Below are 22,350 nucleotides of genomic sequence, written 5' to 3'. Positions count from 1 at the left end.
AGCAGGGCAAGCAGGGCAAGCACCATCAGCAACAGGAGAGGCAGAGGCAGCATCCCAAACGACACCGTCGACAGGTGCTACGTCGGGACAAGCAACTCAAGCACCAACACAAGTACCAACTGTCACGTTGTCGCAAGTCGCGACGATTGAAGACAAAGGGATTGAAGAATCGATTTCTCGTTCGAATGGCGAAAGATCGATCGGTGTTCAAGTGACGAAATCGCAGGACGCAAATACGGTTGATGTCGTCAATGGCGTCAAGCAGACGATTAAAGACTTTGAAAAAGAAAACGGTTCGGTCAATGCATCTGTGACACTTGATCAAGGAAAACCAATCGAGGAATCCGTTTCAACGATGATTAGTAAGGCACTGATTGGTGCATTATTTGCCATCGTCATCATTTTGCTGTTCCTTCGAAACATCAAATCAACGATCATCGCAGTCATTTCGATTCCACTATCTCTTCTGATGGCGATTCTTGTGCTGAAGCAGATGGATATTTCTTTAAATATCATGACGCTTGGGGCAATGACGGTCGCAATTGGTCGAGTCGTTGATGATTCCATCGTCGTCATCGAAAATATTTACCGTCGTTTGACGGATCCGACAGAAAAGTTAAAAGGAAAAGAACTGATCATCAGTGCAACACGAGAAGTATTCATTCCAATCGCATCGTCAACGGTCGTTACGATTGCTGTATTCTTACCACTCGGATTTGTTACGGGATTCGTCGGAGAACTCTTCTTACCGTTCGCATTGACAGTCGTCTTTGCACTATTTGCGTCCTTGATCGTAGCGGTCACGGTCGTTCCGATGTTTGCGGACTCGCTCTTTAAGCGCGGTAAGGCACCAAAACCAGAAAAAGAAGAAGGTGGGAAGTTAGCGAACGGTTATCGTCGTATGCTGAATTGGTCGTTGAACCATAAATTCATCGTCTTTGGACTATCCGTCCTACTATTGATCGGAAGTTTTGCACTTGTACCAACAATTGGTGTCAACTTCTTGAATCAAGAAGGAGAAAAAACACTGTATGTCACGTACAATCCAAAACCAGGACAAACGTTGGATGATTCGTTAAAAGCAGCTGATCAAGCAGAAGATTATTTCAACAAACAAAAAAATATCGACAATCTTCAGTTTACCGTCGGTGGAGAAAATCCATTGAACCCAGGGAATACAAAACAAGGTGTCTTTATCGTCCAGTATGATCCAGACACAGAAGATTTCGCAGATGTTAAACAGACAGCAATCAAGCAGTTGAATGCCGACATTCCGACAGGAGAATGGAAAGAGCAAGACTTTAGTGGTGGAGCTGCGTCGTCAGGTGTCTCGTACTCGATCTTCGCGAATAACATTGAAGATTTAGAAAAAGTTACACCGAAATTCGTCGATGCGATCGAAGGCGAAACGAAATATGTTCGAAAAGTAACGACAGATTTAAAAGAAGCTTATACGCAGTATACGTTCGAAGTCGATCAGCAAAAAGCGGCTGAGTTCGGTGTTTCAACAGCACAACTCGCACAAGGTATCGCGAATATCCAAGGTGAGGAAAAACCACTTTCTACTATTAAGGTGGATGGGAAGGAACTCGATGTCATCGTTCCAAACGAACAAACGACATATGATTCGATACGAGACTTGGAAGAGACAGATGTCGTGACACCACTTGGTGTTCGTAAACTGTCCGATTTTGTTGAAGTGAAAAAAGGAACGACACCTGACTCACTCAACGAACGCGATGGAAAACTCGTTGCTACTGTGACAGCAGAACTGAAAACGGATAAAGCAACAGAAGCTTCTCAAGCGATTGAAAAATCCGTCAAGAATATCGATCGTCCAACGGGTGTCTCATATGAGCAAGGCGGAGTTACTGAACAGATCCAAGAATCATTCACACAACTCGGTCTAGCAATGGCAGCAGCTGTAGCCATCGTCTATCTCGTCCTTGTCATTACGTTCGGAGGAGCATTGACGCCACTCGTCATCTTGTTCTCACTTCCATTCGCAATCATCGGTGGGCTCGTTGCACTTCTGATTACAGGCGAGACGATTTCTGTATCGTCCTTAATCGGTGCCTTGATGTTGATTGGGATCGTCGTGACAAATGCGATCGTCTTGATCGACCGTGTCATTCATAAAGAAGCAGAAGGTTTATCGACGCGTCAAGCACTACTCGATGCAGCAGGTACACGTTTACGTCCAATCTTGATGACAGCCCTTGCGACGATCGGTGCCCTTGCACCACTCGCCCTTGGACTCGAAGGTGGCGCATTAATTTCAAAAGGATTAGGCGTGACGGTCATCGGTGGACTTACAAGTTCGACATTGTTGACACTTCTTATCGTTCCAATCGTGTACGAATTCTTAGCACGTTTCCGAAAAAAGAAGTCAATTGATTCTTGAAAAAACGATTAAATCACTAAAACGGACAGATATGCAGAAATGGCGAGAATAAGCCATTCAGCATATCTGTTTTTTTGTTTTGTTACAAAAGTATTACAAGAAAGAATTCGCGTTAAATAACTGTAACATGATGAAAATCTGGAACGTGATAGGATAAAAACAGAAATTATCTGACAATTCAAGTGCATATTATACTCATACATAAGAGGAGAATGAATCGATGAAAACTGTCACTCGCGTTTTGCTAACCTTAACGTTACTAATCAGTAGCTGGACACTCGTTCCGTCATCAACACAAGCCGCAACGAGTAAGAAAGTCACGATCTCCGTGGATGTGTTAAATATCCGAGCGAAAGCGACAGCATCGAGTAAGCGAGTCGGTCAATTGAAACTTGGACAGTCCGTGGCAGTGAGCGGAAAAGTGAAAGATTGGTACCAAATTCGTCATCAAGGAAAAACAGCGTATATCGCTTCGATGTATACGAAAGCATACAATGCAAAAGCAACAAAAGGATTGAGCAAAACAGGGTCAACAATCGTATCGGTAGCGGAAGGTCTTAAAGGACGCCCTTATGTTTTTGGCGCGACGGGTCCAGTTAGCTTTGATTGCTCTGGATTTACACGTTACGTCTATCAAGCACTAGGAAAATCACTTCCGCGCACAGCAGCTGCTCAGTATTCATCGACGAAACGTACAGCTCCTGGCGCCGGAGATCTCGTCTTCTTTACACACGGTAGTGGCATTCAGCACGTTGGGATCGCTGTCGATGGGAGTACGATGATCAATGCGAACTCGTATTATGGAAGAGTCGTCAAAGAATCGTTCCGTGGCGGCTACTGGGGATCACGGTATGTAGCAGCAGGGGCACTTTAAACGAAATGAAGCGACGAATTCAAATCGATGAACTCGTCGCTTTTTTATATGGATTCAGGTATAAGGAAGAACGGTCGTTCCAGCAATGAACGTTGACGGTACTTCGATTTGCGGACGAATATTCATATCGTTTCGAATTGTTAGCTGAAAAGCATGTCGTCCGATCGTAGCATATGGAATCGCGATCGTCGTCATCGATAAGACTTCAGCGAGTTCACTTCCATCAAAGCCAATGACAGAGAGATCTCCCGGGACCTGATAGCCTTGTTTTCGTAGTTCCAAGATCAGTCCCGCGGCAACGTGATCACTGGCAGTCAAGATGGCGCTCGGTCGTTGTTTCTGTTGCATCCAGCGCCTTGCGACGTTCGCACCATCTTCGATCGTCAATGTCTGTTCATAGACGAACGCGTCACTGACAACTTCTTGATACGCATGTTTACGCGCCAAACTATTCGTACTGTCGGGGCGCCAGAGACAAATACCAATGCTTGTATGTCCTTGTTGTCGTAGATGTGCAAGTCCCTGTTGAAAGGCCGTATAGTGATCGATATAGACAGCAGCGACGTCTTCGTGGTGTTCACAAAAGACAATCGGTCCATAGCGTTCGTACGGTAAAATCGCTGATAACGGAAGGCTGTGCGACACGACGATGAGTGCGTCGATCTCCTGTTGCGCTAGCGCATCAAGAGCGAGTTGCTCATGCGTTTCCACATAATTCGTTTGCCATGTCAAGAAACGATAACTGGCGTCAAAAGCCGCTTGTGCGATGCCTTGGAGAATGGCGGCGTGATATGGATGATCAACGAATGGGAGCATGACACCGACCGTCTTCGTCATGCCAGTCGAAAGATGGACAGCGGTTTGATTACGGATATAGCCAAGTTTTACTATCGCTTCTCGGACAGCTTGTCGCTTCTCGTTCGCCACGTATGGGTGATCATTTAGTACACGTGAGACTGTCGTGACGGACACGTTTGCTTCACGTGCCAAGTCTCGGATGTTCGTCATCGCGCATCCCTCCTTTAGGTCTGGCGAGATAATCGTTGTTCAAGTCGGCGCCAATCCTGTCGGGAGACGGAAGCCGAGAATGGAGATGTCTGTTCAGCCAATTCATTGATTTTTGAGAGCAGTCGTGTTTTTTCTTGAGGAGACAAATCAGGATATTGATCAACCAACGTGTGTTGACACAAATAATAGCCTGCTGGTGTGTGCAATTGTTCAATCGCCCATTCAAAAGCAACATTCCGCTTGAATAGCTGGGTTAACCGAGTATGGATCGACATGATGATTACCTCCTTTTTAGTGTATATCAAGACGATAGGGTATGAAACGCGTTTCACGGCAAGAACTATTTTTGAGCAATGGATTGATTGAGAAAATTCAGCAAGAATTGACCGAGTAGACAAAGAAGTCTATGATTGTGACGATACAACACAAAGAGGGGCGAACGTAAAATGGAATCGACAGACTCGAAGCTGGCATTAAAAATGCTCGTTGTTCTATCTCGGACGATGCATGCGGTGACGGAGCAAGTAAAGGCAGACATCAAAACACATCAGTTGAATTTATCGGAATTCGGAGTCCTGGAATTGCTTTACCACAAAGGGGATACGCCTTTACAACAGATTGGCGATAAAATTCTGTTAACGAGCGGCAGTGTGACGTATGTCGTCGATAAACTCGAAAAGCGTGGATTGATTGCGCGAAAATCATGTGCGACGGATCGTCGTGTCACGTTTGGAACATTAACGGAAGCTGGACGCGAACTGATGGAAGAGACATTCCCGAAGCATGAAGCCTTTTTAGCAGACTTGTTCAAGGATTTGTCAGTGTCGGAAAAGGAACAGTTGATTGATCAATTGAAACGAATCGGTTTACGAGCCGAACATTATACGCCGCTCGAAAATGCATAAGGATTAGCACTCATATGATGGAAAAGGCTCAAGTCACGGACTTGAGCTTTTTTTCTACAATCAGAAGTCAAACTAATTGACAAACGAAAAGGTGGTTGGTATGTTTAGTTACAGAATTTACTTTAAATAAAAGGGAGAAATAATAATGACTAAATTACTTTATGTAACTGTTAACCCAAAAGCTACAGAACACTCTTTCAGCCTTCAAGTCGGTGAAGCATTCCTCGAAAGCTACAAAGTAGCGAATCCTTCAGCTGAAGTAGAAGTTCTTGACCTATATAACGAAACAGTCCAAGAAATCGACACAGACGTGTTAAGCGCATGGGGCAAATTCGCAACAGGCGAAGAATTAACAGAAGTGGAGATCGCAAAAGTTGGTACGATGACAAAACATCTCGAACAATACATGGAAGCAGATGAGTATGTCTTCGTCACACCAATGTGGAACTTCTCTTTCCCAGCACGTCTCAAAATGTACATCGACAGCGTACTTCTTGCAGGTAAAACATTCGCTTACACTGCAGAAGGTCCTAAAGGTTTGATGGAAGGCAAAAAAGCACTCCACATCCAAGCGACAGGTGGCGTGTACACAGGATCTGGTCTTAACTTCGGTGATGACTACCTCCGTCAAGCACTTGCTTTCACTGGTGTAACAGACTACGATGCCCTCTTCATCGAAGGTATGGCGATGAACCCAGAAAAAGCAGAAGAAATCAAAGAAGCAGCAATCGCAAAAGCGAAAGAACTCGGTCGTTCATTCTCGACTGTCAACGCATAAGATAAGCGTAAAAAAGGCTCCCGCCGTGTCGGGAGCCTTTTTGTATTTGTATTGAGTTAAGAGAGCGTTGATTTTTTGCGAAGCACAAGCGTCAGGAAGAGCAACAAATCTTTTAATTTCTCAAAGCCGCGGGGATGCGTCGAGATACGATAGAGCCACTCTAGCTTGAGGCGACGGAATAATTTTGGAGCACGCTTACTATGTCCGGACCAGACATCGAATGCACCACCGACACCGATGAAGATGCCGTGATCGACTTGATCATAAACAGAAGCGATCCATTCCTCCTGTTTTGGCGCACCGAGTGCGACGAGGATAAGATCAGCTTGTGCTTCTGCGATCGCTTGCGTTGCTTCCTCTGTCTTTCCAAAACCGTGAAACGTTCCGACGAAGCGGATGTTCGGAAAACGAATCGATAACTGATGGATTAACGATTTCATAACTTCCGGGCGTCCACCAAGCAAAAAGACACGCTTCTTCAGTGCATCTGCCGTCCGCAATAGTTCACGTGCCGTCTCGATCCCTGGCAACGTCGCAGTGAGGGGCGCTCCCATTCGTTTACTGGCAGCGGTCACACCAATTCCATCTGGTGTGATAAACGTCGCCTGCCGTAAAATGGCTTCGTAAGAAGGTTCGCGCAATGCACGCAACACGAGCTCAGGATTCGCCGTGACAAGAAAGGCTTTTCCGCGGTCGTGTAAGATTGTTTTAATATGGGTATACCATTGCGAAGGTGTCGCATCGACGAATGGTAGTCCAAATAATTGTTTTGTCTGAATCATAGTTTCCCACCTCATCATCCATCATAGCAGAATCAAGACGTACGAACAGCGACTTGAGACTGAAAAAGGAGCGGATCCATGTGCATCCATCTTGGCAAACGGTGTTAAAAGAAGAAAAGGAAAAACCTTATTTTCAGGAATTGTGGGCTTTTTTGAAGGAAGCCTATCAAACGACGACCGTCTATCCTCCGAAAGAGCGGATCTTTCATGCGTTTGATGCGGTCGCACCGGAAGACGTCCGGTGCGTCATTTTAGGACAAGATCCCTACCATGGTCCAGGACAAGCGAACGGACTCAGCTTTTCTGTCCATGACGGAGTTCCGATCCCGCCGTCCCTTCGAAACATGTATAAGGAACTCGTCGCGGATATCGGTTGTCCGGCTCCGACATCCGGAAATCTCGAAGCTTGGTCACGACAAGGCGTCTTTTTACTGAATACGTCGCTCACGGTTGAAGAAGGAAAAGCGGGATCGCATGCTAAAAAAGGCTGGGCATCATTCACGGATCGGGTCATTGAAGTCCTAGGAACACAGACACAACCGATCGTGTTCATCTTATGGGGAAATCATGCGAAGAGTAAAAAGGTGCTGATTGATACGAATCGTCATCTTGTTCTCGAAGCCGTTCATCCAAGTCCCTTATCAGCGAGCCGAGGATTTTTCGGTAGCAAACCTTATTCGCAAACGAATGCTTGGCTGAAAGAGCAGGGAAGAGAGCCAATTGACTGGTGTTTATCGTAAATCAAAAGCGTGTGTTCCGTTGAATGCGGAACACACGCTTTTTTGAGTTACTTAGTGACTTGAGATAGTCGGTTCTTCATCCATCATGAACTTTTCGACGACGAGGGCGACACCATCTTCATCGTTCGAAGCAGTCATATACTGGGCTTTTTCTTTAACGGTATCGGCTGCATTCGCCATCGCGACGCCAAGACCTGCCCATTCGATCATCGATAGATCGTTGTTGCCGTCTCCACAAGCAATGACTTCTTCCTGAGCGATACCAAGCTTCTCAGACAGTAAGGCAAGGCTTGTGCCTTTTGTGACACCGTCTTCCGTGAATTCAAGGAAAAATGGCTTTGAGCGAGCAACCGCGAGTTCCCCTGCAAGCTCTTGTTGAAGCGTCTGCTCGACCCGCGCGAGGTGTGTCTCTTCTGCCATCATTAAACACTTGACGACAGGTGTTTGAATCGCTGTTTTAAAATCAGCGACGGGAATGACGTCCATACCAGTCAATTGTCCTTCGAGTGTCGTATACTCGTTCGGTTGTTCTGTCAGAATCTCATGTCCGACATACGTGTGAATGTAGACATCCTCCCGTTTACTTACATCATAAAGACGATGGACCGTCTCCGGAGAGAGGGTACTGAGGAAAAGTGATTCGTTCGTTTTGCAATCGATGATCGAAGCTCCGTTGAAGCTCAGGATGTAGCTTCCGTATCGTGCGAGTTCTAGTTCTTCTGCAAGATCAAGCATCGCATATGTCGGACGACCGCTTGCAAGAACGACTTTCTTCCCACGACGTTGCGCAGCAAGTAAGGCTTCTTTCGTACGTGGTGAAATCGTATGATCACTTGTCAACAAGGTATCATCTAAATCGAGAACAATCATTTTGTACGTCATACATTCAAACCCCTTTCAATTATCTGTATATCGTAACAACTTGTGTCCCATTCGACAATATACTCTCCATTGAGAGAGTATGATAAAGTGGAAACAGAGCCCGTACGGAAAGGATTCCAACTTTATGAAATATCTCTTCATGATCATATCAAGTCTATTATTAGCAGGATGCAGTACGATGTTTCCGCATCCCGCCTCTCTACTCCAACATCCGTCCCTTCCGGCATGGGAGCAGTCGTTGAAAGAGCGGATTGACCGCGATTTGCCGAAACAGGCAGAAATCGTGGCGCCACGAAATCAAGCAGTATCCCGTCTATACGAACTCGTTGATTTAGATCGAAACGGTAAGGATGAGGCGATCACCTTCTACCGTAGTGAGCAGGATGGACGTTTCACGATTCATCTTCTCGTTCATGAACGACAAGGTGAAAAATGGCGACTTGTGACACGGCAGACAGTTGCTGATGGGCGAGCCATCGATCGACTCGAAGTCGTATCTGACGCGCAACATAAACAAAACCATTTAGTCATCGGGATTACCAGTTATGGTGAAAACACGTTATATATCATTGAACAGCTGTTGTCGAAGCAACGAGATGTCACGAAGGTGGATCGGTATGACCGCCTGTCGGTGGATGATTTGAATCAAGATCGCGAGCGAGATATGGTGCTTCTACAAAAGGGAAGTCCATCTCGTTTGATCTATTATAAGGATATCTTGTCGAAAAAGCGTCAAGAGACGACGCTAGCGACAAAAGATGGCGATTTATTCGCAGAACATGATTTATTTGAAGTCGATACGATCAATGCTGCGCGCAATAAAGGCTTGATTGTCTCTTATACACGTGATGCTAAGATGCACATCGCATTATTCCGTTTAGCGAACGATACGTTGGAACAAGTGCGCTTCGGTCAAGTCGATGAGATCGTTGAACCGATGTATACGTTTCCGAAGGATGTCGATCAAGACGGAATCGTCGAGTTCGGTCATCAATATACGCCGGGCGGTAGTGAAGGGCGTGAAGGTGAGCCGAAGCCACGTATCACCGCGTACTACACATGGAATGGATCGGACAATCCGCCATTTCTTGAGAGTGGATTCGAACTACGGGAAGAGCAGTACATTGATCAGGAATACAATTTCGTTATGCGTTTCCCGGCCAATTGGGCGACACGGGAAACGATCGAAAAACGTGAAAATCGCGTTCGTTTCATCAATCGGGATACGAAGCAGGTTGATTTTGAATTAGAGATCATTCCAAAGAATCAATACATTGCTAGTGACCAAAAACGAAAAATTAAAGAGGGCATCGATTATGTCTATGTGATCGATGCGACGAAGGATTATGAAATGTTCGTCAATCGTGTCACACTCGTGGAATAAAGAATCAGGGGGAGAAAAGAATGACCAAAATACTAGTAGCCGAGGATGAACACGCGATTCGCAGTTTCATCGTCATCAATTTGAAACGGGCAGGCTATGACGTCATTGAAGCGGAAAACGGAAAAGAGGCACTCGCGCAATTTGATCAACAAACCTTTGATATTCTGTTACTGGATATCATGATGCCGGAAGTCGATGGTTTCGCTGTCTGTGAACAGGCGCGGGCGAAGGATGAAGTGGTCGGGATCATCATGCTGACGGCACGGACGCGAGAAGAAGATAAAGTCATGGGACTAAGCGTAGGGGCGGATGACTACATCGCGAAGCCGTTCAGTCCTGCAGAATTACTCGCACGTATCCAGTCGCTCCTGCGACGGGTAGAGACATTACGCCGCAGAAAACAGCCGCGTGAACTTGTTTCTGGACCGTTCCGAATTGATTTAGGAGCGAAGCGTGTCCAAAAAGACGGCATGGACGTCGAAGTGACGCCGACTGAATATGATTTACTTTGTCATTTCATTAAAAATGAGGATCAAGTCATGTCGCGAGATGAACTACTCGATGCGGTATGGGGCGAGAACTATTTCGGCGATCGAAAGACAGTCGATGTCAACATTCGCCGTCTTCGTCAAAAAATCGAAGAAAATCCAGCGGAACCGAAGTTCATCGAGACACTGTGGGGACATGGATACAAGTGGCGTAACGAAGAATGAAGCGCCAGATATTAATGCGGTTCATGACGATCATCACGGTGACGGTCCTACTTGTCATCGGGATTCTCTCGTTCGTGACCTATAACTATTATTACGTGACAGCGACGGATGTCTTGAAACGTCATGCGAATGCGAGTGCGGTGTTGTTTGCAAATAGTGGTCTCGCTTATGATTACACGGATTCCGAAGCGACGATTCATGATGTACTCGATTCTTATGCCTATCCAGATGCAGAAATCGAAGTGTTGGATGCGACAGGCATTCCGCGTTATTCCTCGACAGGGTTCATTTCGCAACGTAAATTGACGCGAGAAGCAGTCAATCAAGTAAGAGCGGGTCAAACCGTCACGAAACGATATGACGATGAGGCGACGGGAGAGCATTTGCTGGAAGTGACGGAACCTGTCGTGTCATTCGGTCAGACGACGGGAGCGCTCCGTTATACGACATCGCTTGAACGAATCGACCGACGTGTGATTGAAATTTGTTTAGCGATCGTCCTCTTGGGTACAGTAGTTTGGGGACTTGCCTTCATTTATTCCTCACGTCTGGTGTCTTCGATCGTTCGACCTATCCAAGAGGTAATCGGTGCGTCGGACCAAATCGCGAAACAACATTACGACGTTAAGGTGAACGAGGAGTATTCGTTCGAACTTGGAGAACTAGCACGGACGATCAATTATATGGGGCAACAGATCAAACAACAGGAAACATTGAAAGATGAATTCATTTCGGGTATCTCCCATGAGTTACGGACACCGTTGACATCGATCAAAGGCTGGAGTGAGACGTTACTCGTCGAACAGGATCAGTTGCCGGAAGAGGCGTCGCTTGGGATGGGCATCATTCATTCAGAGACGGAGCGTTTGATTTCGCTCGTTGAACAGTTACTCGATTTCTCAAAACTCGAGACGAGTCGTCTCGTCCTATACCGTCAGGAAGTCAACTTAACGGAAATCATCGAGACCGTCGCAGCGCAACTACGGCAAAAGCTGGAAGAGAAAAATGTTCAGATTGTGCAAAAGTTACCGGCGCAAGTCATTGGTCTATACGACGAAAACCGATTGAAACAAGTCTTCTTGAACCTGCTTGATAATGCAATCCGTTTTTCACCAATTGGAGGAGCGATTACGGTTCGACTCGTTCGTTCCGAGCGTGTGTTATTCCTTTCTTTCAGTGACGAAGGACCTGGTATTCCGAAAGAACACCTACGTCATGTCACGGAAAAGTTTTATCAAGTGCAAAAAGGAAAGGGCGGAACGGGACTCGGGCTATCGATTTGTCGAGAGCTTGTTGAAGCACATGAAGGCAAGCTATTCATCGACAATCAGCCAGAAGGCGGCGTCATCGCGACGATTCTGCTCCCTGTCACGAAAGCGTAAACACTCAGACAGGCAGAGTGAAACAGAAACTGGTAAAGTAAAGTAGATTATAGTACGAAATGGATCAGATGATAGGAAACGGAGGAATCAGTCATGGCACTTGGTGTTTCAAATGGTACGCTTCAACCGCTCTCCGGAAAACCGAATGCGGTATCTACTCAAACCGATCTACAGGATATGAAAATGCGTCCGCTCCCGTTCAAAGGAACGCTTGCGGATTCGAAGTTCCACCTCTTACGTATTCTACAAAGCCTCGACCGAGTCAAAATCGTTAAGGAGGAAGGAACATACATCCATGCCATCTTCACGAGTAAAGTCTTTCGCTTCAAGGATGACGTCGAATTTTACTTCGATGAAGCCGCGCAAGTGATTCATTTCCGTTCGGCATCACGTGTCGGATACTCTGACTGGGGCGTCAACCGTAAACGGATGGAAGACATCACACGTCGGTATGAGGAGGGTTTGCGATGAAGACCTATCAATTAGTTGTCATCGGTGGTGGTGCAGCCGGAATGACGATTGCTGCCGGTGCAGCAAGTCTTGGTGCACATGTTGCCCTGATTGAACGTCATGCACATCTAGGTGGAGATTGTCTCCATTATGGTTGTGTTCCTTCAAAGGCTTTGATTGAAGCCGCACACGACGTGCACGTCATGAAGCGGACGGCTGAAAAATACAACGTGACGCTGAACGGAGACGCGGTCTATTCCAAAACGAAAGCAAGCGTTGATCGTGCGCGTAACATTATTCAATCACATGATGGAACGAAACGATTTGAAGATCTTGGTGTCGATGTCTATATCGGAGAAGCGACATTCCTTAGTGCACATGAAGTCGAAGTAGCGGGACAGCTTGTCGTTGGTGAAAAGTTTGCGATCTCAACAGGATCCCAACCGATCATTCCACCGATTGATGGACTAGATACGATCGATTATTTAACGAACGAGACGATCTTTGAATTAACAGAGCGTCCTGAGCGGCTGCTCGTTATTGGTGGTGGGGCGATCGGTCTTGAGCTGTCGCAAGCTTACGCGCACCTCGGAACGGAAGTCACAGTTATCGAGGGCATGAAGACGCTGCTCGGAAAAGAAGATCGTGACATGGTCGAAGTCATTCAACGTCAGCTCGAGCAAGAATTGACGTTGCATCTCGATACGAAGGTCACGCATGTCCGCAAGTCAGCTGGAGGCATCGAAGTGACGGTCGAAGCAAATGGGGAATCACGTGTCATCGAAACGGATGCCGTTCTTGTCGCGGTCGGTCGTAAGCCACGCATCGAGGCGTTACGTCTTGACCGGGCTGGTGTTCATGTCGAAAAAGGATTCGTCCAAGTCGACGGTTCGCTCCGGACAAGTCAGCGGCATATCTTTGCCGTCGGAGATACGATTGATTCCTTACCGTTTACGCACGTCGCAGGACTAGAAGGAAAAACCGTCGTCACAAATGCTTTGTTCGGTTTACGGACGAAACCTGATTATCGAGCGGTCCCGTGGGTAACATTCACAACGCCTGAATTGTTCCATCTCGGTTTGACAGAAGAAGAAGCACGTAAGAAACACGGTGACATCAAAGTCTACCAGACGGGTCTCGATGAAGTGGATCGTTTCGTCATCAATGGTCAGACGGAAGGGCGCGTCAAGCTCATCGCCGATAAACGCGGGAAACTGATCGGGGCACATGCGATCGGAGAACAAGCCGGCGAGTGGATGCAAGAAGTCGTCTATGCAATGGCACGTAAAGATAAGGTCGGTCAACTGTCACGTGTCGTGCATCCGTATCCGATTCGTGGTGCTGCCGTTCAGCGTGCTGCTGATGTCTACTGGCGTGAGCGTTTATTCGCTGGTCCGATCCCAAAATGGTTGAAACGTTATTTCGACTGGAAACAAGGAGAATGATTCATGCAACAACCTGCTACTAAACGGAATTTTGTCCCACTCGTCATCCTGTTGACTCTTGTCATCAACCTACTCGTGGCTCTCTTATTTTTTGCGCCACCTGTACAAGTCGACTCAGGATTCGATTGGACGTTACTTCCTTTTTTGAACGCCATCTTTAATAGTTTTACCTTCATGCTGTTGCTCGGCGCATGGATTTCGATTCGTCGCGGTAACCGCGTGAATCATCGCCGCTTCATTGGTGGTGCGATGACGACGACAACGCTATTCTTGATTTCATACGTCACGTACCATGCAGTCAGTGAATCGACGAAGTTTGGTGGAGAAGGATTTGTTCGTCCGATCTATTTCTTCATCTTGATTACGCACATCATTCTAGCTGCAGTCATCGTCCCGCTCGTCTTGATGTCACTTGCACATGCTGTGAATCAAAATTTCGAAAAGCATAAAAAATGGACACGCTTTACGATGCCGCTTTGGTTATACGTCAGCTTCACTGGCGTCATCGTCTATATCATGATTCGTCCGTATTATTGAAAAGATCCTTCGTGTAACCACGAAGGATCTTTTTTTACGTGCCGGACTTAACTTTCGTTTCGTCGAGTACGTTTGCTTTTAAGTCGATCAATGGTCGAATCAATACCTCGACACGTCGATTCTGACTACGACCGGCTTCTGTTTGATTGGACGCAATCGGTTGGAACTCTCCGTAACCGCTGACAGTAAACCGTTTTGGTTCGAGCTTTGGATTGCGTTGTAAGGCACGCATGAAACTGATCGCCCGGTCTGCACTGAGTTCCCAGTTTGATGGATACTGTGCCGTATTGATTGGGATATTATCCGTATGACCGGAGACTTGAATCTGACGTTGTCCTGCCTTGACGAGTAGAGCACTCATGCCTTCTGCGATTTGAAGCGAGCGTCCTCTTACTTCTGCTTGAGCTGGCGAGAAGAGGGCTCGGTCACGAATCGTGAAGACAAGTCCTTCATTTGTAATTTCCACCTTGATGTCTTTTTCGAGTTGTTCATTTTTGATATATTTGTTTGCTTCGTCTTTAATCTTCTCGAGTTCTGCGATTTCATAGCTTTGTGCCTTCGTTCGCGCGTCGAGTTTTTTCGAATCCTCTTCTTCTTGAGTGGAGAGCGAGCTGTTCGTAATCATCCCTGAACCACCATTGAAGACGGAGCTAAACGACTGGGACATCGCTTTTAACTTGACGGCATCGACATTACTCGAAGCAAAAAGAACGATGAAGAGTGCTAGAAGTAAGGTCAATAAGTCGGCGTAGGGAATCAACCAGCCTTCGGAGATATGTTCGTCATGCGGCTTCTTTTTCCGCTTCATAGTTCGCACGCTCCTTCGGTGTCAGGTACACGAGTAGCTTATCTTCTAAGTTTTTGGGTGATTCACCGTTTTGGATCGACAGAATGCCTTCGATCATCATCTCGTACAGTTGAATCTCGCTCGCTGATTTTTGCTTCAATTTCGTTGCGAACGGGAACCAAAGGACATATCCGGTGAAAATCCCGAACAACGTCGCGATGAAGGCACCTGAGATCGCATGACCTAATTTTTCAATATCTGACAGATCGGATAAAGCGGCAACAAGACCGACGACGGCACCGAGAACCCCAAGGGTCGGAGCGTAAGTTCCAGCTTGCGTGAAGATGTTTGCATTGGCATGATGCCGTTCCGTCATGTTTTCGAGGTCGCGCGTCATGACGTCCTCGACATATTCAGATGGCTGCCCATCGATGACCATCATGACACCACGCTTCATGAACGCATTGTCGACTTCTTCTAAAGCTGCTTCTAATGACAGCAGTCCTTCTTTCCGTGCTTGCGTCGAAAGTGTCAGAAACTGTCCGAGTAAGACTTGTTTCGTCATTAATTTTTGTTCGAAAAAGATGACTTTAAACAGTGCCGGTAGTACCTTTAGGCGTTCCTTCGGGAAGGAAATCATGATGGCAGCGGCTGTCCCGACGAAGATGATGACGAGGGCTGCAGGGTTAAGTAGGGCGACTGGAGGCGCACCTTTTAAGATCATTCCTCCGATCAATGTGATAAGACCTAGTATGATCCCGATTATCGACACGATATCCATGATTGATGTGTGCCACCTTTCTGTATGTAATGCGTATAAGAACGAAAAATAAAAGAGCAGAAGACACTTCTTCTGCTCGGAAATCCAAAAACCGAGAATCAAGCGCCGTTTTCATCGATTAGCATTTGAATGCTTTCGTTTCGTTCGTCACGCTCTATATCGGTCAGTACGTCGTATTTTTTTAACACTTGATACAATTCATTTAGAATCGGTTGCTCCAAATGTAGTGACAAGAGTTCCTCAAATTGATAATACAATTGCGCAGGCATCCATTGTGATTGCCGTTCCAGCCTTCGCCAGACATCCTCAATCGAATGATCAGCCGTCTTAGGGTCCACTGTTTCCCTCAACCTCCTTTAATGATTACACGTCCACTTTTATCTAGTTTACCAAAAAAATAAGAAAACGTTTAGTCGATTGCATATTTCGATAGAACTTCTTAATTCGAGGGAGTATGATAAAGACAATTCTGTCTGAAAAAAATCTAGGGGGAGTAAGATGTTCTCGCATAAAAGACGTTCACCACTGGCACGTTTTGGTCGTGTGGGTGAATTGATGTACCATCAGTTGTTCGATAAACCGGCACGCTTCATCGCGACGGGTTTCACATTGACGATTTTGCTAGGTGGTTTTTTGTTATGGTTGCCTATTTCGCAACAGGAGGGGCAAGATATCTCCTTCATCGATTGTTTGTTCGTCGCGACTTCTGCCGGAACCGTTACCGGTCTATCGACGATTAATATCGCGGAAGCCTTTAATCTGTTCGGGCAACTTATCATGATGCTCTTGATTCAGGTCGGAGGGCTCGGCTTCATGACGATTGCGCTCGTCTTGCTGAGCGTGACAGGGCGAAAGATCGGAATTCGTCAGCGCATCATCATCCAAGAAATGTTCAACCTCGATAGCCCAGGGGGAACGATTCGTCTTGTTCGAAATATCATCGTCACGACAGTCCTTGTCGAAATCGTTGGTATGTTCTTGATTGCGCTCGATTTGTTCATTCAATACAAATATAGCTTTGGGAAAGCACTTTACTACGGTTTGTTCCATGCCGTATCTGCCTTTAACAATGCAGGGTTCGCACTTTGGGGCGATAACTTGATTGGTTTCCAACAAGATACGACGTTCATCCTGACGATCGCGGCGCTCTTGATGATTGGTGGATTAGGCTTTACGGTCATTGCTGACATCGCGGGAAAACGAAGCTTCAAAAAAATCTCCCTACACTCGAAATTGATGGTGCTGTCGTTATTCGTCATTAACGGACTGGGTGTCTTAGCGATGATGCTCTATGAATGGGTGTCTCACTTAGGTTCATTACGCGACGAGTCGTTCTTTCATGCACTTCATATCGTATTCTTCCAAGTCGTCACAACACGGACGGCTGGTTTCCAGACAATCGACTTAACGACGATGGTGCCGCTCTCGATCGGCTTGATGATGGTCTTAATGTATATTGGAGCAGGTTCCGCGTCGACAGGCTCCGGGATCAAGGTTACGACGGCGTCGGTCATCTTAAAGAATGTCTGGACGTATCTACGCGGACAGCGTGAGACCGTTCTGATGCGACGGACGGTGCAAGCACAGGCAATCCAAAAAGCGTATGCGATTGCTGTCTTCAGTTTATTGTTCATCGCTTTGATTACGACGCTCCTTGCGTTGAGTCAACCGAATCTATCGTTCATCGGTCTATTCTTTGAGACCGTCTCTGCATTCGGGACGGTCGGTCTATCATTGAATGTGACACCAGAGTTAAATAGCTTTGGGAAGTTCTTGATCATGTTCATGATGCTGCTCGGGCGTGTGGGATCCTTGACGATCTTGTTCACGTTTGCGGCACAACGAGACCGGACGATTCGTTATCCAAAAGAAAATATGTTGATCGGGTAACCGATAAAAAAAGTCCAATCGACTTCCCTTAGGGAAGAGCGATTGGACTTTTTTAGTGTGTCGCGTGTGTTTGGTAATACTGGACGAGCCGAGGCATCGTTTCTGTTAGGTCCGGACAAATGATTCCAGTATCTCGTAAATCACGTAAGACCTGTGTTGTATCGTATTGAACAGGATGGATGAAATAATCGAGTGTCTGACGTTGCATCTGGAGTCGTTTTGCGACGGTGGGTGTCAACGCTGTACTGATGAGCCGAAATGGTACGATACCACGCGGGTAACGTCCATAATAGGCGACATGTAACATCTCGAAAATCGCGCGTGCGCCATGTGGAAATGGATCCGTCAGATGATATGTCTTATTTTTTCCGACGGGTGCATGACTGAGATAAGCAGTCGCTTCAATGACATAATCATATGGCACGAGATGGACGAGCGCGTTTGCTCGACCAGGATACGGAAGAGGAGCAAAGGATTGCAGAAGACGCATCGCGTTCAAAACGAAATAAACACCATCCCATTTCGGTGTTTCACCTGTTTCAGAATGTCCAACGACGATGCCGGGGCGGATGATTGTATAGGGAATCGTTCCGAGTTCTTTGCGTAAGCGCACTTCAGCAAGGTATTTTGTTTCTTCGTAAGCATTTTTAAAGCGACTTGTCTGTAATTCCTCTTCGAGAATCGTGCCGGAGCGCAGACCGGAGACATACGCTGTACTGAAGTAGATGTAGCGTTCTAAAGCACGGCACGTGTGGGCAAACTGTGTCACGTTCGCGGTACCGATGACATTGATCCGAAAGGCAGGTTCATATGCCGTAGCTAAATCGTACAGTGCGGCGAGATGAAAGATATGTGTGACCTCTTGTTGCAGGATCATCCGTGTATCAGACGACAAAGCAAGTTGTTCGAGCGTGATATCGCCTTCGTGCAACGCGAGTTGCTCAGGTCGTAAGGATGTGCGTTCTAAAAGATCATCGCGTCGCTTAACAGCTGCGTTTCGTTCTGACGATAAATGAAGCACATGAAAACAAGCGATTTGATCTGGAATACGTGCGAGTTGTTCAATTAGTTTGGTCGCTAAAAAGCCGGGAAAACCCGTCATGAAATAGGTCCGCATCAATTCCATTCCTTTCTTGGATCGCGTTCGAGAACGACGGTGAACGTCGAACCATCATTGATTTCTGATTCAACTGAAATCGCTCCTCCGTGTGATTCGATGATTTCCTTACAGATGGCAAGACCGAGTCCGGTACCACCAATTTTCCGGATGTCCGAGTTATCGACCCGGTAAAATTTCGTAAAGAGTTTGTCGAATGCATTTTGTGGAATACCGAGTCCGTAATCGGTCACGGAGAACGTCGCTTTCTCTTCGTTTGCCGAGAGACGGACTTGGATGTGATCCGCCTGTGGAGAGTATTTAATAGCATTCGAAAGCAAGTTCAACATGACTTGCTTGATTTTGTGCTCATCCGCAAAAACGAGTACAGGATCTTCCGGCAGTTCCAATTCAATCCGGTGTTCGACGGTTTCCCGATAGGCATCGACGGTCGATGTGAGGAGATCGCGTAATGAGAACGAGGTAAAGATATACTCCTGTTTTCCACCCTCTAGACGCTGAATATCTAAAAACTCATTTAATAGTGTCGTCAGCCGTTTGGTCTCTTCATGAACGATTTCGACATAACGTTTGATTTTATCAGCTGGTTGCTCTCGGTAGCGAAGCAATTCCATATACCCAAGGATCGATGAGAGTGGCGTCCGTAACTCATGCGATACGGTACTGACAAGTTCATCCTTGACTTGATCCATCTTTGCTTCCTCAGTTCGGTCACGGAAAACGAATAAGAAACCATGACGAGAAATACGACTCTTTTCCTTCTTGATCGCCGTCGCATAAAATTCAAAATAAAGTGGACTTGATTCGTTCGGTCGCTGTAACGTAAAACGAAACGATAGTTCAGAATGTTTTCCGGCGAGTAGCTCTTCGACTTGTCGTAACATATCGAATCGGGTATTCAAATCAAGATTCGGGATCAAGCTGATCCGTTCTTGAATCTTACTTGGCGCAATCCCTGGTACATCAAGTAACTTGCGTGCTTTGACGTTCATGAAGATGAAACTTCCATCCTCTTCCGTCAGCAGGAATCCTTCATTAGAGGCTTGAAGAATCGATTGTGTGATGTCACGTTGACGCATGATGGCATTTTTTTCACGTTCAAGCATTTTCTCGATTTTTTTTCGTTCCGTGATATCACGAACGACGGCGACGCGCATGCGAATATTGTTGTAGATGATTTCACGTGGGAAAACTTCGATTTCGACAGAAGTTCCGTCAGCACGTTGACCAAGAACTTCATAGGGCTCTTCTCGATGCTCTTCGATTCGTTGTAAGACACGCGCATGATGATCCGGATGAATCAACTCAAGTGTCGTTTTTCCTTTCATCTTTTCAAGCTTCGTCCGGAAGATGACCTCTGCTGCACGGTTGGCATCGATGATGATGCCATGATCATGAAAAATGACGGCTTCGACGACGGACTCCGAGAAGAGTCGGAAGCGGCGTTCACTTTTCGTCAGGTGCCATTCGATTTGTTTTTGTGTCGTGATGTCCTGAATGAGTAAAAAGTACGTATCATTCGGCAGACGTGTCATATAAAGCCGTCCATGGAACGTCGAACCATCCAGACGATGATAGGTCCATTCATTTTCCGCTTCCCGACCATGGAGTAAGAAGAGTTGTTCATCTGATAAATCTTTTAAGTTCAGTTGTTCAAGATGTTGACGGCGGGTAGCGACTTCCTTTGCGTCATGGAGAATCGTCGGTTTTAGACCGATGATGTCTTCAGCAAGATCGAATCGGAATAAGGTACTGGCTACCTCGTTGTATGCTCGAATCCGAAACTCCGGATCTGTGATGAATAAGGCAGCATCAAGCGTTGAATCGAATAAGTCTTCTATTTTAAGAGAAGCGACATGGACAAGAAAATAGTCCGTCTCTTCAATCGCTGTGACTGTTAACTGATGTGTCGTCAAAATGATGGTTTCCTGTTGGATCGGAAACAAATCATCCGTAATCGAAAAAAGTTCCTGGATCGTTTCTTTATCCGGAGCGGTCATGAACTGGTGTTGAAACGCGTCATTATGAAAGTGAATCTTTCCATCTGCATCGACAAGAAGTACGGGTTCTTTCATAGCACGTAACGTCGAATGGATGATCCGTAGCGATGAAGGAGATGAATGTTCTGCCATGAGCTACCTCCTGACTGGTCTTCGACCGTGGATTTTAAGACAGTCTTTCCTCGTTAGTTTACTTCTGCAAGACGAGCCGCGTTTCCTGTCGAAGGAAGCAACCAACGAAGAATTTTAGTATAGTGAAAAAAAGGTCACGACGAAGTAGAGGGGAAAAGTAGGATGAAACAATTAAAAAGAAAACGATTGTTACTAGCAGCTTTGTTTGCCATGATAGGAATTTTCGGAACTTATTTTTTTTCGAGTTCTTGGGAACCTTTAATCTTAATCATCAGTATAGTAGGGTGTATCCTTTTTCTTCTTTTGTCCGTTTTAACGCCGTCGCTTGAAAAAAGACTCGATCGAATGGAAGGACGAGAATTTGAAGAATGGCTTGCCGATTTATTTGAAACAGCAGGATATCGGGTCGAGTTGACACCTGCCTCACGCGACTTCGGAGCAGATTTGTTGATAGAGGATGAACGAGGGTATAAGATTGCCATCCAGGCGAAGCGATACAGTGCGGCTGTAGGGCTCGAAGCAGTTCAACAGGTCGCTGCCTCGGTTCCATTCTACGAAATGGACGAGGGATGGGTCGTTACGAATTCGACCTTTACAGAAGCCGCGTATCAACTGGCAGAACCGAATCAAGTTCGCCTCATCGATCGGGAAGAATTGCTCACATTTGCAAAGGAGATGAACCTGCATTGAACTTGTCGAATGATTGTCGACAAAAGGGGGTTGTCAATTTGAAGAAACGGTGCAATAATCATTTTCGTTAACGAAATATCATACAGATAAAGAAAGTTAAACTATACAGGATGTCTAAATAAACTGGGGACGAAAAACCAGCACGTTTTAGCAGTGAGAGGAGAATTTCTGTTGCGCAAAGTTGTCTATGTGCAGGGTTGCGTTTTTTCGCAAGGTCATGCCGCGATTTATGATGAAGCGCACCAAATGATCGGTGCGGTTCAACACGACGAAAGCGGTCGTGTTCAAGTAATGAATGGTGAAGGTAGAGGGGTAGCGTTTGGTAAGTTCATTCCGACATGTAAGAAATGGGTCGTGATGAACCATGATGGACAAGAGGTAGGTCAAATGCGCGAGAAGTTTTCGCTCTTCTCGAAGAAATGTGAGTACAACGTATATGAGCGTGGTACGTTCACGATTTCCTTCGACCTGACAAAAGGAAAATTCTCCGTACGGAGTGCAGCCGGAGAAGTCGTTGCGGAATTATTGCAGGACGGTGATGAATACCGTCTTGTCAAGGATGCTGACAAGCTCTCGATGTACGAACTACTCTCTGTCCTGAAAAGTCTGACGAACAACGTCCACTATAAATCACTGACAGCTGTTTAAATAAAAAAAGATGCCTTCCAT

At 46.2% G+C, this 22,350-nt stretch carries 23 protein-coding genes; 14 read left to right on the top strand and 9 right to left on the bottom strand.

Annotated features, from left to right (window positions below; genetic code table 11):
- Positions 1-2,404 (top strand): efflux RND transporter permease subunit (locus tag B2751_RS09160; protein WP_290774388.1); only part of this gene is annotated, 2,404 nt, incomplete at its 5' end.
- A gap of 220 nt (positions 2,405-2,624) precedes the next feature.
- The gene (locus B2751_RS09155; RefSeq protein ID WP_035412031.1) at positions 2,625-3,278 is read left to right on the top strand and encodes a C40 family peptidase; all 654 of its coding nucleotides are present in this window, start codon (positions 2,625-2,627) and stop codon (positions 3,276-3,278) included.
- Positions 3,279-3,332: 54 nt separating this feature from the next.
- Here B2751_RS09155 and B2751_RS09150 read toward each other — a convergent pair whose 3' ends face one another.
- Together B2751_RS09150 and B2751_RS09145 are read right to left on the bottom strand one after the other, a co-directional pair.
- Positions 3,333-4,286 carry a LacI family DNA-binding transcriptional regulator gene (locus B2751_RS09150; protein ID WP_290774386.1) on the bottom strand — a complete coding sequence of 318 codons (954 nt, stop codon included), beginning with the start codon at positions 4,284-4,286 and terminating at the stop codon, positions 3,333-3,335.
- 14 nt (positions 4,287-4,300) lie between these two features.
- A complete protein-coding gene (locus B2751_RS09145) occupies positions 4,301-4,561 on the bottom strand; it encodes a hypothetical protein (protein ID WP_290774384.1) in 261 nt (86 codons plus the stop codon).
- A 171-nt stretch (positions 4,562-4,732) separates the two neighbouring features.
- On the opposite strand from B2751_RS09145, the gene B2751_RS09140 reads away from it, so the two are divergent.
- Together B2751_RS09140 and B2751_RS09135 are read left to right on the top strand one after the other, a co-directional pair.
- On the top strand, positions 4,733-5,191 hold the full coding sequence (locus tag B2751_RS09140; RefSeq protein WP_035412039.1) for a MarR family winged helix-turn-helix transcriptional regulator: 459 nt from the start codon (positions 4,733-4,735) through the stop codon (positions 5,189-5,191).
- Between the two features lie 145 nt (positions 5,192-5,336).
- The gene (locus B2751_RS09135; protein WP_290774382.1) at positions 5,337-5,969 is read left to right on the top strand and encodes an NAD(P)H-dependent oxidoreductase; all 633 of its coding nucleotides are present in this window, start codon (positions 5,337-5,339) and stop codon (positions 5,967-5,969) included.
- A gap of 56 nt (positions 5,970-6,025) precedes the next feature.
- Here the strand turns inward: B2751_RS09135 and B2751_RS09130 are convergent, their stop codons facing one another.
- On the bottom strand, positions 6,026-6,751 hold the full coding sequence (locus tag B2751_RS09130) for a WecB/TagA/CpsF family glycosyltransferase (protein ID WP_035412042.1): 726 nt from the start codon (positions 6,749-6,751) through the stop codon (positions 6,026-6,028).
- 80 nt (positions 6,752-6,831) lie between these two features.
- Here B2751_RS09130 and ung point away from each other — a divergent pair, with 80 nt between their 5' ends.
- On the top strand, positions 6,832-7,491 hold the full coding sequence (gene ung, locus B2751_RS09125) for a uracil-DNA glycosylase (RefSeq protein ID WP_290774380.1): 660 nt from the start codon (positions 6,832-6,834) through the stop codon (positions 7,489-7,491).
- A gap of 51 nt (positions 7,492-7,542) precedes the next feature.
- Here the strand turns inward: ung and B2751_RS09120 are convergent, their stop codons facing one another.
- Positions 7,543-8,373 (bottom strand): Cof-type HAD-IIB family hydrolase, encoded by an 831-nt coding sequence (locus tag B2751_RS09120; RefSeq protein WP_290755363.1) that lies wholly within the window; start codon positions 8,371-8,373, stop codon positions 7,543-7,545.
- Positions 8,374-8,497: 124 nt separating this feature from the next.
- Here B2751_RS09120 and B2751_RS09115 point away from each other — a divergent pair, with 124 nt between their 5' ends.
- The 6 genes from B2751_RS09115 (at position 8,498) to B2751_RS09090 (ending at position 14,284) form a co-directional block, all read left to right on the top strand.
- Entirely contained in the window at positions 8,498-9,757 is a 1,260-nt protein-coding gene (locus B2751_RS09115; protein WP_235514052.1) for a hypothetical protein, read from the top strand.
- 20 nt (positions 9,758-9,777) lie between these two features.
- Positions 9,778-10,470 carry a response regulator transcription factor gene (locus B2751_RS09110; protein WP_290774376.1) on the top strand — a complete coding sequence of 231 codons (693 nt, stop codon included), beginning with the start codon at positions 9,778-9,780 and terminating at the stop codon, positions 10,468-10,470.
- Entirely contained in the window at positions 10,467-11,852 is a 1,386-nt protein-coding gene (locus B2751_RS09105) for a sensor histidine kinase (RefSeq protein WP_035412052.1), read from the top strand. The genes B2751_RS09110 and B2751_RS09105 overlap by 4 nt, the downstream gene beginning before the upstream one ends.
- A 93-nt stretch (positions 11,853-11,945) precedes the next feature.
- Positions 11,946-12,323 carry a DUF1499 domain-containing protein gene (locus B2751_RS09100; RefSeq protein ID WP_056064860.1) on the top strand — a complete coding sequence of 126 codons (378 nt, stop codon included), beginning with the start codon at positions 11,946-11,948 and terminating at the stop codon, positions 12,321-12,323.
- Complete coding sequence (locus tag B2751_RS09095; protein WP_035412058.1) at positions 12,320-13,747, top strand: dihydrolipoyl dehydrogenase family protein; 1,428 nt, start codon at positions 12,320-12,322, stop codon at positions 13,745-13,747. Before B2751_RS09100 ends, B2751_RS09095 begins: the two co-directional genes overlap by 4 nt.
- A 3-nt stretch (positions 13,748-13,750) precedes the next feature.
- Positions 13,751-14,284, top strand: coding sequence for a DUF420 domain-containing protein (locus tag B2751_RS09090; RefSeq protein WP_056064864.1), 534 nt, complete (start codon positions 13,751-13,753; stop codon positions 14,282-14,284).
- 34 nt (positions 14,285-14,318) lie between these two features.
- On the opposite strand, the gene B2751_RS09085 is transcribed toward B2751_RS09090, so the two are convergent.
- The 3 genes from B2751_RS09085 to B2751_RS09075 form a co-directional block, all read right to left on the bottom strand.
- A complete protein-coding gene (locus B2751_RS09085) occupies positions 14,319-15,092 on the bottom strand; it encodes a flagellar motor protein MotB (protein ID WP_035412064.1) in 774 nt (257 codons plus the stop codon).
- Positions 15,067-15,852, bottom strand: a complete 786-nt coding sequence (gene motA, locus B2751_RS09080) for a flagellar motor stator protein MotA (protein ID WP_035412066.1) — start codon at positions 15,850-15,852, stop codon at positions 15,067-15,069. Before motA ends, B2751_RS09085 begins: the two co-directional genes overlap by 26 nt.
- 98 nt (positions 15,853-15,950) lie before the next feature.
- Positions 15,951-16,190: a hypothetical protein gene (locus tag B2751_RS09075; RefSeq protein ID WP_023469697.1), complete on the bottom strand. Its 240-nt coding sequence runs from the start codon at positions 16,188-16,190 to the stop codon at positions 15,951-15,953.
- 160 nt (positions 16,191-16,350) lie between these two features.
- On the opposite strand from B2751_RS09075, the gene B2751_RS09070 reads away from it, so the two are divergent.
- Complete coding sequence (locus tag B2751_RS09070) at positions 16,351-17,742, top strand: TrkH family potassium uptake protein (RefSeq protein ID WP_290774374.1); 1,392 nt, start codon at positions 16,351-16,353, stop codon at positions 17,740-17,742.
- 52 nt (positions 17,743-17,794) lie between these two features.
- Here B2751_RS09070 and B2751_RS09065 read toward each other — a convergent pair whose 3' ends face one another.
- Positions 17,795-18,859 carry an SDR family oxidoreductase gene (locus B2751_RS09065; protein ID WP_290774372.1) on the bottom strand — a complete coding sequence of 355 codons (1,065 nt, stop codon included), beginning with the start codon at positions 18,857-18,859 and terminating at the stop codon, positions 17,795-17,797.
- On the bottom strand, positions 18,859-20,991 hold the full coding sequence (locus tag B2751_RS09060; RefSeq protein ID WP_290774370.1) for a PAS domain-containing sensor histidine kinase: 2,133 nt from the start codon (positions 20,989-20,991) through the stop codon (positions 18,859-18,861). Before B2751_RS09060 ends, B2751_RS09065 begins: the two co-directional genes overlap by 1 nt.
- 345 nt (positions 20,992-21,336) lie before the next feature.
- On the opposite strand from B2751_RS09060, the gene B2751_RS09055 reads away from it, so the two are divergent.
- Both B2751_RS09055 and B2751_RS09050 read left to right on the top strand, forming a co-directional pair.
- Positions 21,337-21,681 carry a restriction endonuclease gene (locus B2751_RS09055; protein WP_290774368.1) on the top strand — a complete coding sequence of 115 codons (345 nt, stop codon included), beginning with the start codon at positions 21,337-21,339 and terminating at the stop codon, positions 21,679-21,681.
- Between the two features lie 171 nt (positions 21,682-21,852).
- The gene (locus tag B2751_RS09050) at positions 21,853-22,329 is read left to right on the top strand and encodes a hypothetical protein (protein WP_056059846.1); all 477 of its coding nucleotides are present in this window, start codon (positions 21,853-21,855) and stop codon (positions 22,327-22,329) included.
- Positions 22,330-22,350 lie beyond the last annotated feature (21 nt).

Origin of the sequence: Exiguobacterium sp. UBA6282, from assembly GCF_002440475.1 — a bacterium.
Taxonomy (GTDB): Bacteria; Bacillota; Bacilli; order Exiguobacteriales; family Exiguobacteriaceae; genus Exiguobacterium_A.
Note: the sequence above shows the minus strand (reverse complement) of the source record. Positions and strands in the feature narration are given on the sequence as shown.

Bases quoted from the DNA above. Each gene is read 5' to 3' on its own strand.
- B2751_RS09155 (WP_035412031.1), top strand. From the start codon at position 2,625: ATGAAAACTGTCACTCGCGTTTTGCTAACCTTAACGTTACTAATCAGT.
- B2751_RS09150 (WP_290774386.1), bottom strand. From the start codon at position 4,286: ATGACGAACATCCGAGACTTGGCACGTGAAGCAAACGTGTCCGTCACG.
- B2751_RS09145 (WP_290774384.1), bottom strand. From the start codon at position 4,561: ATGTCGATCCATACTCGGTTAACCCAGCTATTCAAGCGGAATGTTGCT.
- B2751_RS09140 (WP_035412039.1), top strand. From the start codon at position 4,733: ATGGAATCGACAGACTCGAAGCTGGCATTAAAAATGCTCGTTGTTCTA.
- B2751_RS09135 (WP_290774382.1), top strand. From the start codon at position 5,337: ATGACTAAATTACTTTATGTAACTGTTAACCCAAAAGCTACAGAACAC.
- B2751_RS09130 (WP_035412042.1), bottom strand. From the start codon at position 6,751: ATGATTCAGACAAAACAATTATTTGGACTACCATTCGTCGATGCGACA.
- B2751_RS09120 (WP_290755363.1), bottom strand. From the start codon at position 8,373: ATGACGTACAAAATGATTGTTCTCGATTTAGATGATACCTTGTTGACA.
- B2751_RS09115 (WP_235514052.1), top strand. From the start codon at position 8,498: ATGAAATATCTCTTCATGATCATATCAAGTCTATTATTAGCAGGATGC.
- B2751_RS09110 (WP_290774376.1), top strand. From the start codon at position 9,778: ATGACCAAAATACTAGTAGCCGAGGATGAACACGCGATTCGCAGTTTC.
- B2751_RS09105 (WP_035412052.1), top strand. From the start codon at position 10,467: ATGAAGCGCCAGATATTAATGCGGTTCATGACGATCATCACGGTGACG.
- B2751_RS09100 (WP_056064860.1), top strand. From the start codon at position 11,946: ATGGCACTTGGTGTTTCAAATGGTACGCTTCAACCGCTCTCCGGAAAA.
- B2751_RS09095 (WP_035412058.1), top strand. From the start codon at position 12,320: ATGAAGACCTATCAATTAGTTGTCATCGGTGGTGGTGCAGCCGGAATG.
- B2751_RS09090 (WP_056064864.1), top strand. From the start codon at position 13,751: ATGCAACAACCTGCTACTAAACGGAATTTTGTCCCACTCGTCATCCTG.
- B2751_RS09085 (WP_035412064.1), bottom strand. From the start codon at position 15,092: ATGAAGCGGAAAAAGAAGCCGCATGACGAACATATCTCCGAAGGCTGG.
- motA (WP_035412066.1), bottom strand. From the start codon at position 15,852: ATGGATATCGTGTCGATAATCGGGATCATACTAGGTCTTATCACATTG.
- B2751_RS09070 (WP_290774374.1), top strand. From the start codon at position 16,351: ATGTTCTCGCATAAAAGACGTTCACCACTGGCACGTTTTGGTCGTGTG.
- B2751_RS09065 (WP_290774372.1), bottom strand. From the start codon at position 18,859: ATGCGGACCTATTTCATGACGGGTTTTCCCGGCTTTTTAGCGACCAAA.
- B2751_RS09060 (WP_290774370.1), bottom strand. From the start codon at position 20,991: ATGGCAGAACATTCATCTCCTTCATCGCTACGGATCATCCATTCGACG.
- B2751_RS09055 (WP_290774368.1), top strand. From the start codon at position 21,337: ATGGAAGGACGAGAATTTGAAGAATGGCTTGCCGATTTATTTGAAACA.